10 protein-coding genes are annotated in these 14,870 nt (G+C 75.0%); 5 read left to right on the top strand and 5 right to left on the bottom strand.

Features of this window, described 5'->3' with window-relative positions; genetic code table 11:
• Positions 1–159 precede the first annotated feature (159 nt).
• From ACRB68_RS07950 to ACRB68_RS07935, 4 genes are all read left to right on the top strand, one after another.
• The gene (locus ACRB68_RS07950; RefSeq protein WP_328593905.1) at positions 160–3,321 is read left to right on the top strand and encodes an ATP-dependent helicase; all 3,162 of its coding nucleotides are present in this window, start codon (positions 160–162) and stop codon (positions 3,319–3,321) included.
• Positions 3,318–6,671 (top strand): ATP-dependent helicase, encoded by a 3,354-nt coding sequence (locus tag ACRB68_RS07945; RefSeq protein WP_153531455.1) that lies wholly within the window; start codon positions 3,318–3,320, stop codon positions 6,669–6,671. The genes ACRB68_RS07950 and ACRB68_RS07945 overlap by 4 nt, the downstream gene beginning before the upstream one ends.
• 75 nt (positions 6,672–6,746) lie before the next feature.
• A complete protein-coding gene (locus ACRB68_RS07940; RefSeq protein ID WP_328593904.1) occupies positions 6,747–7,526 on the top strand; it encodes a class I SAM-dependent methyltransferase in 780 nt (259 codons plus the stop codon).
• A 63-nt stretch (positions 7,527–7,589) separates the two neighbouring features.
• Positions 7,590–7,901, top strand: coding sequence for a hypothetical protein (locus ACRB68_RS07935; protein WP_153531454.1), 312 nt, complete (start codon positions 7,590–7,592; stop codon positions 7,899–7,901).
• Here ACRB68_RS07935 and ACRB68_RS07930 read toward each other — a convergent pair.
• Genes ACRB68_RS07930 through ACRB68_RS07915 form a run of 4 tightly spaced genes read right to left on the bottom strand, consistent with a single transcriptional unit; the run spans position 7,898 to position 13,851 of the window.
• A complete protein-coding gene (locus ACRB68_RS07930; protein WP_328593903.1) occupies positions 7,898–9,499 on the bottom strand; it encodes an AMP-binding protein in 1,602 nt (533 codons plus the stop codon). The genes ACRB68_RS07935 and ACRB68_RS07930 overlap by 4 nt on opposite strands.
• 50 nt (positions 9,500–9,549) lie before the next feature.
• Positions 9,550–11,175: an IucA/IucC family protein gene (locus ACRB68_RS07925; RefSeq protein WP_328593902.1), complete on the bottom strand. Its 1,626-nt coding sequence runs from the start codon at positions 11,173–11,175 to the stop codon at positions 9,550–9,552.
• A gap of 19 nt (positions 11,176–11,194) precedes the next feature.
• The gene (locus ACRB68_RS07920; RefSeq protein ID WP_328593901.1) at positions 11,195–12,691 is read right to left on the bottom strand and encodes an IucA/IucC family protein; all 1,497 of its coding nucleotides are present in this window, start codon (positions 12,689–12,691) and stop codon (positions 11,195–11,197) included.
• 20 nt (positions 12,692–12,711) lie between these two features.
• Positions 12,712–13,851, bottom strand: coding sequence for an ATP-grasp domain-containing protein (locus tag ACRB68_RS07915; RefSeq protein WP_328593900.1), 1,140 nt, complete (start codon positions 13,849–13,851; stop codon positions 12,712–12,714).
• 128 nt (positions 13,852–13,979) lie between these two features.
• On the opposite strand from ACRB68_RS07915, the gene ACRB68_RS07910 reads away from it, so the two are divergent.
• Positions 13,980–14,588: an HD domain-containing protein gene (locus ACRB68_RS07910; protein WP_153531452.1), complete on the top strand. Its 609-nt coding sequence runs from the start codon at positions 13,980–13,982 to the stop codon at positions 14,586–14,588.
• On the opposite strand, the gene ACRB68_RS07905 is transcribed toward ACRB68_RS07910, so the two are convergent.
• Complete coding sequence (locus tag ACRB68_RS07905) at positions 14,569–14,838, bottom strand: DUF4031 domain-containing protein (RefSeq protein WP_328593899.1); 270 nt, start codon at positions 14,836–14,838, stop codon at positions 14,569–14,571. The genes ACRB68_RS07910 and ACRB68_RS07905 overlap by 20 nt on opposite strands.
• Positions 14,839–14,870: the final 32 nt, after the last annotated feature.

The raw sequence follows: 14,870 nt of genomic DNA, 5'->3' as shown, positions 1-14,870 counted from the left end.
CGCTGCTCACCCGGCATGTCCGAAACCCCTTGACCAGTACGCTGAACTGGGGGTGGGACGTTACCGTGCGCCTCATTCGCGACATGCGTGCGATGTGGTCCGAGGAGCCCCGATCATCTGCTGGAATCTTCTCTTGTGCCGGCAGCGTCCTATCGTCTCGTGCGGCGCGCCGGTCCCGGGCGGGCCGCCGCGCCCGTGCTCGACGACCGGCAACGCCGGGTGGTGGACCACCCCGGCGGGCCGCTGCTGGTGCTGGCCGGGCCGGGCACCGGCAAGACCACCACGATCGTGGAGTCGGTCGTCGACCGCATCGAGAACCGCGGCACCGACCCCGAGCGGGTGCTCGTCCTCACCTTCAGCCGCAAGGCCGCCGAGGAGCTGCGGCACCGCATCACCGGCCGGATGCGGCGCACCACCCGCTCGCCGCTGGCGCTGACGTTCCACAGCTACGCCTACGCGCTGCTGCGCCGCGACGCGGTGCTGAACGAGGAGCCGGCGCCGCGGCTGCTGTCGGGGCCCGAGCAGCTGCTGGAGGTGCGGCGGCTGCTGGAGGGCGAGCTCATCGACGGCGCGCGCGGCTGGCCCGCCCGGCTGCACCAGGCGATGGCCACCCGCGGATTCGCAGAGGAGGTGCGCGACTTCATGATGCGCGCCGCCGAACGCGGCTACGACCCCGACGACCTCGTCGACGCGGGCCGGCTGCGCGGCCGCGACGACTGGCCCGCCATCGGCGGGTTCATGGGCCGCTACATCGACCGGTTCGCGCTCGACCCGACGCCGACCTACGACTACGGCGAGCTGATCCGCCTCGCCGCCCGGCTGCTGGCCGAGGACGAGGTGCGCATCCTGGAGCGCAACGCCTACGACGTGGTGTTCGTCGACGAGTACCAGGACACCGACCCCGCCCAGGAGGAGCTGCTGCGCCACCTGGCCGGCGACGGCCGCGACCTGGTCGTGGTCGGCGACCCCGACCAGTCGATCTACGGCTTCCGCGGCGCGGACGTGCGCGGCATCCTGGAGTTCCCCGAGCGGTTCCGCACCATCGACGGCGACCCGGCGCCGGTCGTGGCGCTGCGCACCAGCCGCCGGATGGGCGCGGAGATCCTGACGGCGTCGCGGCGGATCGCCAAGCGGCTGCCCGCGGGATCGTCGGTCGCCGCCGAGCACCGCGCGCTGGTGCCGCTGGACGACGCCGAGGACGGCGAGGTCCACGCGATCGTCGCCGACTCCGAGAGCCAGCAGGCCGCGCTCGTCGCCGACGAGCTGCGCCGCGCGCACCTGCTGGACGGCGTGCCGTGGTCGCGGATGGCGGTGCTGGTGCGCAGCACCGTCCTGCAGATCCCGCCGATCCGCCGGGCGCTCGCGCAGGCGGGCGTGCCCGTCGTCGTCGCGGGCGACGAGGTGCCGCTGATGGGCGAGCCCGCCGTGCGCCCCATCCTGGTGCTGCTGCGCGCGGCGCTGAAGAAGGAGTTCCTGGACGCCGAGGTCGCCGAGGAGCTGCTGACCGGCCCGCTCGGCGGCGCCGACGCGCTCGCCATGCGCCGCCTCAAGCGCGCGCTGCGCGACCTGGAGGAGCTGTCGGGCGGCGACCGCCCCCTGCACGAGCTGATCGTCGCGGCGCTGGACGACGGCCGCGAGCTGATCCCGGTGCACGAGAAGGTCCGCGCGCCTGCCGAGCGCATCGCGAACCTGATCCAGATCGCGCGGGACAAGGCGGCCGAGCACGGCACCGCCGAAGAGGTGCTGTGGGCGGTGTGGGAGGCCAGCGGCCTGCCCGAGCACCTGCTGGAGCGCAGCGTCAAGGGCGGCACCCGCGGCACCGCTGCCGACCGCGACCTGGACGCCGTCGTCGCGCTGTTCGACCACGCGGCGCGGTTCGTCGACCGGCTGCCGCAGGCCGGGCCCGAGCTGTTCGTCGACGACATCGCCGCGCAGGAGATCGCCGCGACCACCCTCGCCGAGCACGCCCCCGAGGGCGAGGCGGTGCGCATCCTCACCGCGCACCGCGCCAAGGGCCTGGAGTGGGACGTGGTCGTCGTCGCCGGGGTGCAGGAGGGCATCTGGCCCGACCAGCGGCTGCGCGGCTCGCTGCTCGGCGTCGGCGAGCTGATCGAGCACGCGGCGGGCAACGACCTGCCCGGCGACGAGGGCGCGGGCGCGGCGGGCTGGTCGATGGCGGCCAAGATGCTCGACGAGGAGCGGCGGCTGTTCTACGTCGCGGTCACGCGCGCGCGCAAGCGCCTGGTCGTCACCGCGATCGGCGGCGACGACACCGAGGAGCGCCCGTCGCGGTTCCTCAACGAGCTGCTGCCGGGCGCGCTGGAGCAGTCGCAGCTGGACGAGAAGACCCGCTGGCTGTCGCTGTCGTCGCTGGTCGCCGACCTGCGCGCCACCGTCACCGACCCGACGCGGCCGCTGCCGATGCGCCGCGCCGCCGCCGGCCACCTGGCCCGCCTCGCCCGCGCCGGCGTGCGCGGCGCCAAGCCGGAGAACTGGTACGCCATCACCGCGCTGTCGGACTCGGGCCCGGCGTTCCGCGAGGACGAGGACATCACCATCTCGCCGTCGCAGGTGGAGACGTTCACCACCTGCGGCCTGCGCTGGCTGCTCACCTCCGCGGTCGGCGCGCAGGAGGGCGGCCCGAACGAGTTCTCCACCATGGGCAAGGTGGTGCACGCGGTCGCCGAGATGGCCGGCGCCGACGACGGCGTCACCGAGGTCGACGTGGCGCGCCGCCTCGACGAGATCTGGCACGACCTGGACTTCCGCAGCTCCTGGTACTCCGACAAGCAGCGCGAGCAGGCCGCGCAGATGGTCGACAAGTTCCTGGCCTGGCACCGCGACAACCCCAACGAGGTCGTCGCGCTGGAGGAGTCGTTCAAGGTCGACCTCGGCCGCGTCACCATCAAGGGCCGGATCGACCGGGCCGAGCGCGACGCCGAGGGCCGCGCCGTCATCATCGACATCAAGACCTCCAACACCCCGGTCGCCAAGGGCGACCTGGCGCGCAACCCGCAGCTCGGCGTCTACCAGTACGCGGTGATGCTGGGCGCGTTCGAGCGGCACGGGCTGCTGGAGCCGGGCGGCGCCAAGCTGATCCAGGTCGGCAAGGCGGCGTTCTCGGGCCGGGTGCGCGAGCAGGAGCAGCCGCCGGTCGCCGAGGACCCCGACCCCGAGTGGCCGAAGAAGCTGGTGGAGATCGTCGCGACCGGGATGGCCAGCGAGGTCTTCCAGGCGCGGGTGAACGAGAAGTGTCGCAGCTGCCCGGTACGGTCCTGCTGTCCGGTGCAGGACGAGGGTGGCATGACGGGGGGATTTTGATCACTCCTGCCGAGCTGGCGGGGCTGCTGGAGGTCCCCCCGCCGACCGACGAGCAGGCCCGGGTGATCGAGGCGCCGCTGGCGCCGATGGCGGTCATCGCGGGCGCCGGTTCGGGCAAGAGCGAGACGATGGCGGCGCGCGTGGTGTGGCTGGTCGCCAACGGGTTCGTGCGGCCCGAGCGCGTCCTCGGGCTGACCTTCACCCGCAAGGCCGCCGCCGAGCTCGGCGCGCGGGTGCGGCGCCGGCTGGACACGCTGCGCGAGGCGCTCCCGCAGGCCGACATCGAGCGGCTCGGCGGCGAGCAGCTGTTCGACGGCGAGCCGATGGTGTCGACCTACCACTCCTACGCGGCCCGGCTGTTCGGCGACCACGCGCTGCGCGAGGGCCTGGAGCCGACGATGCGGCTGATCTCCCCGGCGGTCGCCTGGCAGATCTGCTCGCGCGTCGTCGACGCCTACGACGGCCCGATGGACCACGTCGACTGGTCGCCCGACACCGTCACCAAGGCCGTGATGGAGCTGGCCGGCGACCTGTCGGAGCACCTGCGCACCCCGGCCGACATCCACCGCGTCGGGGCGTGGCTGGACGAGCGGTTCGCCGCCGTCCGCAAGCCCCTCGCCGCGCAGCGCGACATCCTCGCCAAGCACGCGGTGCGCACCGAGCTGATGCCGCTGGTGGAGGCCTACCACGCCGCCAAGCGCAATCGCGAGGTCATCGACCACGGCGACCAGATGGCGCTCGCCGCGCGGATCGCGCGCCGCCACCCCGAGGTCGGCATGATCGAGCGGTCCCGGTTCTCGGTGGTGCTGCTCGACGAGTACCAGGACACCAGCCAGGCCCAGCTGGTCCTGCTGACCTCGCTGTTCGCCGGCGGGCACCCGGTCACCGCGGTCGGCGACCCGTGCCAGTCGATCTACGGGTGGCGCGGCGCGAGCGCGGGCAACCTGCGCCGTTTCGCCTACGACTTCCCGCTGCGCTCGCCGGGGTCGGCGGCGCCGCCGCTGCCCGCGCCGATCCGGCAGCTGAGCCGCAGCTTCCGCAACGGCGAGCGCGTCCTGGACGTCGCCGCCCGCATCCAGCGCGAGCTGCGCGCCGAGACGCGCGAGGTGCCGGTCCTCACCCCCGGCGCCGGCCGCGAGGCGCGCGGCCGGGTCGAGTGCGGGCTGTTCGAGACCGTCGAGGACGAGGCCGAGCGGATCGCCGCGCGCATCGCGCTGCTGATGCGCGGCGAGCCGGGCGTGGCGCCCGACGGCGGCCCGCAACCCGACGCGCTCCGCTACGCCGACATCGCCGTGCTGGCCCGCAAGCGGTCGCAGTTCCCGCTGATCCGGCGGGCGCTGGAGGCGCGCGGCATCCCGGTCGAGGTCGTCGGCCTCGGCGGGCTGCTCACCGTCCCGGAGGTGCAGGACGTCGTCGCGACGCTGCGGGTCATGCACGACCCGACGTCGGGGGCGTCCCTGGCCCGGCTGCTGACCGGCCCGCGCTGGCGGCTCGGTCCGCGCGACCTGGTCGCGCTCGGCCGCCGCGCCCGCGCCCTGGCCCAGGAGTCGGCCCGCGACGTCACCCCGCCCGAGGGCACGGCCCCGGGCGACCCCGAGGCGGCCGAGCCCGCGCCCGCCGACGACCCGCTGCGCCAGCTGGTGACGGAGCTGAACCAGGAGACCGGCAGCCTCGTCGACGCGCTCGACGACCTCGGCGACCCCGCCGCCTACTCGCCCGAGGGCTACGGCCGGCTGCGCCGGCTGCGCGACGAGCTGCGCGCGCTGCGCACCCAGGTCGGCCTGCCGCTGCCCGACCTGGTCAACGAGGTCGAGTGGGCGCTCGGCCTGGACATCGAGGTCGCCGCCCGCTCCGGCCTGGACCCGGTCACCGCCCGCGCCGACCTGGACGCCTTCGTCGACGCCGCCGCCGACTTCGCCGGCGACGCCGAGGAGGCCACCCTCGGCGCGTTCCTGGCCTACCTCAAGGCCGCCGAGAGCGAGGAGTTCGGCCTGGCCGCCGGCCGCGTCGGCGACACCGACAGCGTCAAGCTGCTCACCGTGCACGCCTCCAAGGGCCTGGAGTGGCCGGTGGTGGTCGTGCCGGGCCTGTCCTACACACCGCAGAAGAACGGCGGCCCCGCCAAGGGCTCGATCTTCCCCTCGCCGCCGCAGAACGCCACCCGCTGGACGGCCAACCCGCGCGTGCTGCCGTTCATGCTGCGCGGCGACCGCCACGACCTGCCCGACCTCACCGGCCTGGAGAAGGAGGACCTGCTCGCCTTCGACGAGGCGTGCGCCGACCGCGAGCTGCTGGAGGAGCGCCGCCTCGCCTACGTCGCGGTCACCCGCGCGTCCAGCCTGCTGATCGTCACCGGCTACTGGTGGGGCGCGTCCGGCCGCCCCCTCGGCCCGTCGCCGTTCCTCACCGAGGCCCGCGAGATGTGCCTGGCGGGCGCCGGGCAGGTCGTCGCCTGGACCGACCCGCCCGCGCCCGACGCCGCCAACCCGCTGCTCACCGGCGACGACGAGGCGCTCTGGCCGGTCCCGCCCGGCGCGCACGGCCACGAGGCCGGCGCCCGCGCCCGCTACGAGGCGACCGTCGAGGCCGCCCGGATGGTCGAGGACGCCATGCTCGGCCGCACCCGCCCCTGGGCCGGCGACACCGGCCTCGCCGAACCCGAGCGGCAGCGCATGTCGGCGTGGGCGCGCGACGTCGAGCTGCTGCTCGCCGAACGCGACCGGGGCCGCGGCGGCGACGGGCTGCTGGTCGAGCTGCCCGCCAACCTGTCGGTGTCCTCGCTGGTCACCCTCGCCCGCGACCCGGCCGCCCTCGCCCGGCAGATCCGCCGCCCGATGCCGCGGCCGCCGTCCCCCTACACCCGGCGCGGCACCGCCTTCCACGCCTGGCTGGAGAGCCGCTGGGGCCAGCAGCGGCTGCTGGACCCCGACGAGCTGCCCGGCGCCGCCGACGAGGCCGCCGCCGGCGAGGCGGGCCTGGCCTACCTGCAGGAGCGGTTCGAGGCGTCGGAGTGGGCGGCGCGCGAGCCGGTCGACTTCGAGGTCCCGTTCGAGACGATGCTCGGCGACCGGCTGGTCCGCGGCCGGATGGACGCGGTGTTCCGCGAGGACGACGGCGGCTACGTCGTCGTCGACTGGAAGACCGGCTCGCCGCCCTCGGCCGAGGAGGCCGCGCACGTGGGCGTGCAGCTCGCCGCGTACCGGCTCGCCTGGGCCGAGCTGGCGGGCGTCCCGGTGGAGAAGGTCGGCGCCGCCTTCCACTACGTGCGCGCCAACCAGACCGTCCGCCCGGCCGACCTGCTCGACGCCGCCGGGCTCGTCGCGCTGCTGGAGAGCGTCCCGGCGGGGTGACGGCCGCCGCTCGCCTCTGTTCACCGCGTGCTCTTTCAGGGATGATCCCGGTCAACAAGTGAACGAGGAGGCGGCGTGACGGTGACCCATGACGAGAAGGTCGTACGGGAGTTCTCCAAGCAGGCGGCCGCGTTCGCCGACCCGGGCGTGAACGCCGCGTTCACCCGCCACCTGGACCGCCTCGTGCGCTTCATGGAGCCCGAGCTGGACCTGGAGGACGTCACCCTGGAGGTCGCCGCCGGGACCGCCCTGGTGTCCCGCGCGGTCGCCCGCCGCGTCCGGCACGTCACCGCGCTCGACCTCACCCCGGCGATGCTCGCGCAGGGCAAGCGCGACGCCGACGCCGAGGGCGTCACCAACGTCACCTTCACCCGCGGCGACGCCGCGGACCTGCCCTACCTCGACCGGTCCTTCACCCTGGTCGTCACCCGCTTCTCGCTGCACCAGGTCGCCGACCCCGCCGCCGTCGTGCGGGAGATGACGCGGGTCGGCCGGCCCGGCGCCGCGCTGATCATCGCCGACCTCGTCCGCCCGGCCGGCCTGGACGGCGACCCCGACCGGATCGAGCGGCTGCGCGACCCCTCGCACGGCACGCTGCGCACCGAGGAGGAGATCGCCGGGCTGGTCGCCGCCGCCGGCGCCGAGGTCAAGCGCACCGACCGGTTCGACCACGTCCGCCCGCTGGAGGCCTGGCTGGCGCTCGCGCAGACCCCCGACGAGGCCGCCGCGCAGATCCGCAAGGAGCTGACCGCCGAGCTGGACGGCGGCCCCGCCACCGGCATGCGGCCCGTCCTCCAGGACGGCGAACTGCACTTCACCCACACGAATTTCTTCCTCCAGGCGATCGTGGGGTGAAAAGGGCGACTTCTTCGACCAAACGTTCGACGAAGATCGCTCGTGTGTTCTATCTTGCCGAACATGAGTTCTAGCACTGCCACTTCGGCCGTCCGCGAGCCCGCCGCGCTGGCGATGCGCATCGGCGTCGTCGCGGCCGAGGCCGCGCTGGCCACGTTCGCGCGCAACCTGGACCTGGACGACCTGGCGGACGGCGCCGTCGACTTCCAGGGCGCGATCGCCCCGGCCGAGTGGCCGGTGTTCTCCCTGGTGATCGACACCCTCGCCGAGGCGGCCCCGGGCGACGCCCGCCCCCTCGACGAGCGCCGCGCCGACGCCCTCAACGACCTGGCGCGCATCTGCATGGCGGCCAAGCAGCGCGCCGGGGCGGTCTAGCCCTTCAGCGCCTTCGCGCGGACCTTGCCGGTGCTGGTGCGGGGGAGCTCGTCGACGAAGTGGACGTCGCGCGGCACCTTGTAGCGGGCCAGGTTCTTCTTCACGTAGGCCTTCAGCTCGTCCTCGCCGACCTGCGAGCCGGGCGCGCGCACCACGTAGGCGACCAGGCGCTGCCCGAACTTCTCGTCGTCGGCGCCGGTGACCGCGACCTCGGCGACGCCCTCGTGCCGGCCGAGCAGGTCCTCGACCTCGCCGGGGAACACGTTCTCGCCGCCGGAGACGATCATGTCGTCGGCGCGGCCGTCGATGAACATCCGGCCCGCCTCGTCGAAGTGGCCGAGGTCGCCGGTGCTGGTCAGGCCGTCGCGGACCTGCTTGGTGCCGCCGCCGGTGTAGCCGGCGAAGCGCAGCCCGCCGCCGGTGTAGATCTCGCCGGTCTCGCCGGGCGGCAGCTCGTTGCCGTCCTCGTCCAGGATCTTGATGGTGAGCCGGAACGACGGCCTGCCGACGGTGCCCGGTGCCTCGCGCAGGTCCTGCGGGGTGGCGATGGTGGCCCAGCCGGTCTCGGTCGCGCCGTAGACGTTGTGCACCACGTCGCCGAACGCGTCCATGAACGCCTCCGACAGGTGCGGGTGCAGCGCCGAGCCGCCGCAGACCACGACCTCCAGCGAGGACGGGCGCGGGCCGTCCGGCACGTCCAGCAGGCGCTGCAGCATCACCGGGACGGCGACCAGGGTCTGCGCCCGGTGCTCCTCGATCCCCCGCAGGATCTGCTCGGGGTCGAACCGGCGGAACAGCACCAGCGGCATGCCCATGCCGAGGCCGACCGAGCAGTAGGCGAAGCCGAGCACGTGGAACAGCGGCGGCGCGATGACCAGGGGCTCGCCGGAGCGGACCGGGACGCGCATCAGGTGGCTGAGCGCGGCCGGCAGCAGCGAGCCGATCGAGATGTCGTGCCGGGCGCCCTTCGGCGTGCCGGTCGTCCCGGACGTCATCACGATGACCTTGCTGACCGCGCCGGGGGAGATCGGCTCGGCCACGGTCTCGGAGATCAGGTCGTCCAGCGAGGGGTAGGTGCCGCGCCCGTCGCGCCAGGCGTGCAGCCGCCGCCCCTCGTAGGACGAGTCGTCCACGACCTGGTCGAACTCCTCGTCGTGGACGAGCAGGCCGACGCCCTCGCGCTCGGCGACCTCGCCGAGCTGGGTGCCGGAGAAGTCGGTGTTCAGCAGCACGACGTCGTTGCCGAGGCGGGACGCGGCGAGCACGGTCTCGACGAAGCCGCGGTGGTTGCGGCAGAGGACGCCGATCCGGTCGCCCTCGCGGGCCCGGCCGCGCAGCGCGGTGGCGAGCGCGGCGCAGCGGCGCTCCAGTTCGGCGTAGGTGAGGGAGCCGCGCTCGTCGATCAGCGCGGTCCGGTCGGGGAAGCGCAGTGCGGCCATCGCCCCGACGGTCGCCGGCACCGGGCCGTAGCGCACGTAGGGGAACAGCATCCGGATCGCCCGGTCGGGGCGCACCGGCTGGAACGCGCCGACGTCGCGCAGCGCCCTCCCGGCTCGCCTGCCCTGGTCTGCCAGCGTTCGCACCCGCTCGAACGGCACGGGACCTCTCCTTGCGTTGGGGGACGAGCCAGGGCATACCCGGCTTTCAGTTAGATATGTAGTTGAATAGCAGGTGCGCCCGTGTCCGTGCCCAGCGGGTTGCCCGCCGGGACGTAGGCCGCGCGGCGGTCGGCGGCGCGGGCCCAGCGGGCCCGCAGGTTCGCCTTCGCCGGGAACGGGACGCCCGCCAGCAGCGCCCGCACCTGCGGCCGGTCGCCGTGCCCCGAGCCGGCCAGGTCGCGGGCGAGCGTCCCCCACAGCTCCCGCTCCAGCACCGGGTGCAGGTCGGCGACGGCGGCGGCGACCTCGGCCAGATGGTTCACCAGCAGGCAGTACACGACGCGGTTCCAGCCGCGCCCGGCGTCATAGGTGATCGCCTCGCGCACCCGCGCCGGGACGCCGGAAAGGTCCCAGCGGCCCTCGGTCAGCTTGGTGCCCTCCAGGTCGCGGAACGCCGCCCGCACGGGCATGCCGTCGCCGTCGACCGCGACCAGCACGTTCTGCAGGTGCGGCTCCAGCACCACGCCGTGGTCGAGGTAGGCGCGCAGGACGGGCCGTGCGACGAGCCGTACGTACGCCGCCCACCACTCCCGCGCGCCCGCCGGGGTGGCGAGCGCGGGCAGGCCCGGCAGGAACGTGCCATAGGGGTCGGCGAGGGCCGCCGCGAGCAGCGGCGTGCCCGCCAGGCCGCGGACGCCCTGCCGCAGGATCACCCCGAGGCTCTCGTGCAGGCGGCGATCGGCGAGGGCGACGCTGCGGTAGGCCGGTTCGGACAGCAGTACGCAGTCGTCGAAACCGGCGAAGACCGGGCGCAGCAGCCGGTCCAGGACGACCGCGCCCGCCAGTTCGTACCAGGCGTTCCTGCGGACGCAGTTGGTGATCCGCACGTCCAGGCTGAACTTGCAGAACACGTCGGCGCCCGGGAGATAGGCGGTGCGCACCGACGACGTCGGCACCGCCTCGGGCCCGGCCGGGCCGAGGTCGCGCAGCACGCCCGCCGCGACGGCCTGCCGGTAGACGGGCCGGTCGGCCAGCAGCGCCAGCTGCCACGGGTGGGCGGGCAGCAGCCGGTGGCCGGGCACCTCGGGCATGCCCAGCGCGGCGAACGCGTCCGGGTCGCCCTCCTCGGCGAGCGCGTCCGCGCGCACCGCCAGCCAGTGCGGCCGGAACCGGGCGCGCGTCTCGGGCGCGTACGGCAGCCAGTCGCCGGGCGCGCCCTGCCGCGCCTTCGGGGACGGGTGGAACCGGTGCCCGGCGAGCAGCGCCTGCTCCGACTCGATGTAGGGGTCGCCGGCCGGGGCGTCCGGGCGGGCCGCCAGCATCGCCTCCAGCGCCGCGTGGCTGTCGGCGACCTGCGCCAGGAACTCGGGGTTGGCGTGCCCGGAGGCGAGCTGCAGCTCCCCGGCGACCAGGTCGGCGAGCCGCGCCCAGCCCGCGTCGATCCACGCGCCGCCGCGCCGCTCCTCGTACGGCGGCGCGATCCGGTAGGTGGGGCCGACCGGCGGCCGGGCGAGGCCGGCGCGCAGCTCCACCCCGACCCGCGCCAGCCGCACGACCAGGTGCGGGCCCTCCACCCGCACCTGCTGCTCGGGGACGCCGACCTCCCGGACGAGGCAGTTCAGCAGCGCGGTGGCGGTGGCGTCGCCGGCCGACAGGGCACGACTGGTGAGGAGCACGTGTCAGTCCCATACGTAGTTAGGCCTGCAGGTAGTTGGGGCAGGGCGGCCCGTAGTGCTTGTTGATGTCGGCGGCGCCGGTGCGCTCCTTACAGACCAGGGTCCCGGCGGTGACCATCGCCTTGGTCGGCAGCAGCGGGGCGTCCAGGGTGCGCGCGCGCAGGAACGCGTCCTCGGGGCCGAGCAGGGCGTCCAGCCGCTCGCGGATCATCGCCAGGCCGGTGCGCAGCGGCAGCAGCGCGCGCGCTGCGAGACCGTGCGCGACGGCGGCGGCGCACAGGTGCAGGGTGATCGTGACGAACACGCGGGCGAGCGCCTCGGGGTCGCGGGTGCGCATCCGGTGGTCTTCGAAGGGTGCTTCCGCACCGAGCGTCTCGGCCAGCGTGCCGGGGTCCACCAGCGCGCCGTCGTTGTCCTTGACCAGCAGCCGGAGCGGGCCGCCGTCCAGCACCAGCGAGACGTTCTGCTGGTGGGCCTCCAGCGCGATCCCGTACCGGAACAGCGTGATGTTCCAGGCGAGCAGGGCGTCCAGGTACTCGCCGAACAGCGCCGCCACGTCCCAGCGCTCGATCACCGCGCCGCCCGCCGGGTCGTCCGCGAGCAGCGCCGCGACCGGCACCACCTCGGCGCGCGCGAGCGCGGCGGGGAAGCGGCGGATCAGGTAGCCGAGCAGCGGCGAGCCGGCGTGCCCCCAGGTCTGCTCGTCGGGGAGCAGGACCGGCAGGTGCGGCTCGCGCTCCAGCACCCCGCGCAGGAGGCGTTCGGCGAGCGCGCCGTCCGGCAGCGTGCCGGGGACGATGGTCCGCCGGTTGCGCAGCCCGAGGGTGCTGGTCGGCAGCGGCATCTTCAGGTGGGTGAACGGCGCGGCGGCGACCGTCCGCATCGACAGCGTCGGGCCGACCCGCAGATACGGGGCCGGGACGAGGTGCTCGCGCACGAGCGGCGCCGTCAGCGGGTGCACCGGCAGCATCGCGTGGCCGGCCCGCGGCGCCTCCGGCCACCACAGCGGCCGCGCGCCCACGGCGGTGATCTTCTCCTGCGGGACGGCGGCCCAGCGCAGCTCGAACGAGGGCGCGAACTCCGGCGCGTACCGTTCGAGGTCGCCGCGGCCGAGCCCGAGCCGGCACCGGCCCGCCGGGTGGACGGGGTGGTCGGTGAACGCCGCGAGCGTGTCGTAGAACGTGCCGGGTCCGCGGCGCGGCAGGCCCGCGAGCCGCGCCAGCGTCCGGGGGCGGATCTCCTCGTGCAGCCGGATGGCGGCGAGGGCCTCGCGGCATTCGCGCTCGAACGCGGCGACGTCGTCGTCGGGATGGGCGAGCGCGCGGACGGCGCCGAACACGTCGGCGAGCCGCAGCCCCTGCGCCGGGTCGACGGCCCGTTCGGCGAGGAACCCCGGCCCGCACAGCCGCACCGGCCGGCCGAACAGGTCGCCGACACGGGCTCGGACACCGCCGTAGTCCTCGCGCAGCAGGGCGTCCAGGACGCGGGCGGCGAGCGCCGCCTCTGGGTCGTTCACCCGGGCGTTGACACCGGCGTTCACGCGATCGTCCAGGCGTTCCCGGCGCGGAACCGGGCGACGGCGGCGTCCACCTCGCCGCGGTCGGGGCCGATGGCGCGGATCGTGCCGAGGTAGTCGCGGTTGGTGCGGGTCAGCTCCGCGGTGCTGCCGACGGCGCGCTGCGGCAGGTAGGAGAGCCGGACCCGGCCGTCGGCCAGCTCCGCCGCCGCCGGCGCGGCGGTCAGCGTCCCGCCGCGCGCGGCCAGGACGGCCTCGGCGACCGCGTGCCGCTGCGGCGGCGGCGCGACGGCGGGCAGCGGCTCGCCCAGGTGGACGCGCAGGATGTGCTCGAACAGCGGCACCCCGAGCAGGTCGGCGAGCAGGAAGTCGCAGTGATCGCCGATCACCCGGTAGTTGACCTCGATGATCCGCGCCCGGCCCTCGTGCACGACGAACTCGGTGTGGCAGGCCCCGAACCCGACGCCGAGCGCCCGCAGCTGCGCGAGCACCTGATCGGTCTCGGGCGGGGGCGGCGCCCATTCCAGGCGCTCCTCCACGAAGTGCGGGGGAGGGGACAGCCGGGTGCGGAACGAGCCGAGGACCCGCAGCTCACGGCCGTCGCCGAGCGTCTCCAGCGTGTGCAGCCGCCCCGGCAGGTACTCCTCGGCGACCAGGGGATCGTCGCGGCGGGCGCGGATCTCGGCACGCCGTGCGGCCAGCTCCGCCGGGTCGGCGACGAGGAAGACGTCCTCGCTGGCCACGCCCCCGCGCGGCTTGAGGACCAGCGGATAGGGGGCGTCGCCCGGGACGTGCCAGGCGTCGGCCGAGAACACCGGGTCGATGTGCGCCAGATGCCGCCGCATGAGGGCCTTGTCCTTGGCGCGGGTCGCGGCCTTCCAGTCCTTGCCGGGCAGCCCGAGGCAGTCGGCGGCGAGGGCCACCGGGGCCTGGAGGAAGTCGCCGTTGGTGAAGAGCGCGGCGGCCTCGCCGGTGGCGGCGATGATCCGCCGGTAGTCGGTGACGTCGCAGCCGACGACCGCGTCCCCAAGACCCGCGTAGGCCTCGGGCCGGTCGGTGAGGAGCACCACCGGCAGGCCGAGCGCGCGGGCGGCGGGCAGGAAGCCGCGCGTCACCGAGTCGGTGACCTTGCCGGCGGCGAGGTGGAGCGCGGCGGGCACGATCACTCCTAGGGTGAGGTAAGCCTTGCCTAAGTTACGCGGTCCCATAGTGGCGGGGGCGTCCGGCGCGTGCAAGAACGATGGCACCGCGTGTCCCCGGCCGTCCGGCGATCCGCCAGGATGGGGGGATGGATCTCGTCGACCGGTGGACCGCGCTCGCCGGTCCGGACACCCGCCACATCGGGACGGACCTGGACGCCCGCTACGGCGAGGCGCACCGCCGCTACCACACCCGCCGCCACCTGACCGCCGTGCTCGACCTGGTGGACGAGCTGGCCGGCCACGCCGCCGACCCCGACCTGGTCCGGCTCGCGGCCTGGTTCCACGACGCCGTCTACGACCCCGAGCGCGCCGACAACGAGGAGCGCAGCGCCCGCCTCGCCGAGCGGATGCTCGCCGACACCGACCTGCCCGCCGGGGCCGTCGCCGAGGTCGCCCGGCTGGTCGTGCTCACCGCCACGCACGCGCCCGCGCCGGACGACCGCAACGGGCAGGTGCTGTGCGACGCCGACCTCGGCGTCCTCGGCGCGCCGCCCGAGGCGTACGCCGCCTACGCCGCCGCCGTCCGCGAGGAGTACGCCTTCGTCCCCGAGGAGTTCTTCCGCGCCGGCCGCGCCGAGGTGCTGCGCGGCCTGCTCGACCTGCCCGCCCTGTTCCACACGCCGCAGGCCCGGGACCGCTTCGAGGAGCAGGCGCGCCGTAACATGGAGACCGAGCTCATGCTCCTGCGGACCTGACCTTGCGGCGGCGCAGCCCGGCCCGGGTCAGGCGCGCCACCAGCTCCTGGCAGCCGACCGCCTGCGCCCCGCGCGCCACCGCCGCCTCGTAGAGTTCCTCGGGCACGTCGTAGTGGTCGCGGTCGAACGCCCGGGTCGGCAGGCCGAGGCCGGCGGCGAACGCGTGCAGCTCGGCGAACGACACGTCACTGACCATGTGCGACCACACGCGGCCGCGCGCCGGCCACAGGGGCGGATCGATCAGGATCACGACGGCTCCCTTAGAGTGCCGGACGGAAACGA

Source organism: Actinomadura macrotermitis (genome assembly GCF_009604375.1).
GTDB lineage: Bacteria > Actinomycetota > Actinomycetes > Streptosporangiales > Streptosporangiaceae > Spirillospora > Spirillospora macrotermitis.
This window is presented reverse-complemented; position numbering and strand designations above follow the sequence as displayed.

Bases quoted from the DNA above. Each gene is read 5' to 3' on its own strand.
- ACRB68_RS07935 (WP_153531454.1), top strand. From the start codon at position 7,590: ATGAGTTCTAGCACTGCCACTTCGGCCGTCCGCGAGCCCGCCGCGCTG.
- ACRB68_RS07910 (WP_153531452.1), top strand. From the start codon at position 13,980: ATGGATCTCGTCGACCGGTGGACCGCGCTCGCCGGTCCGGACACCCGC.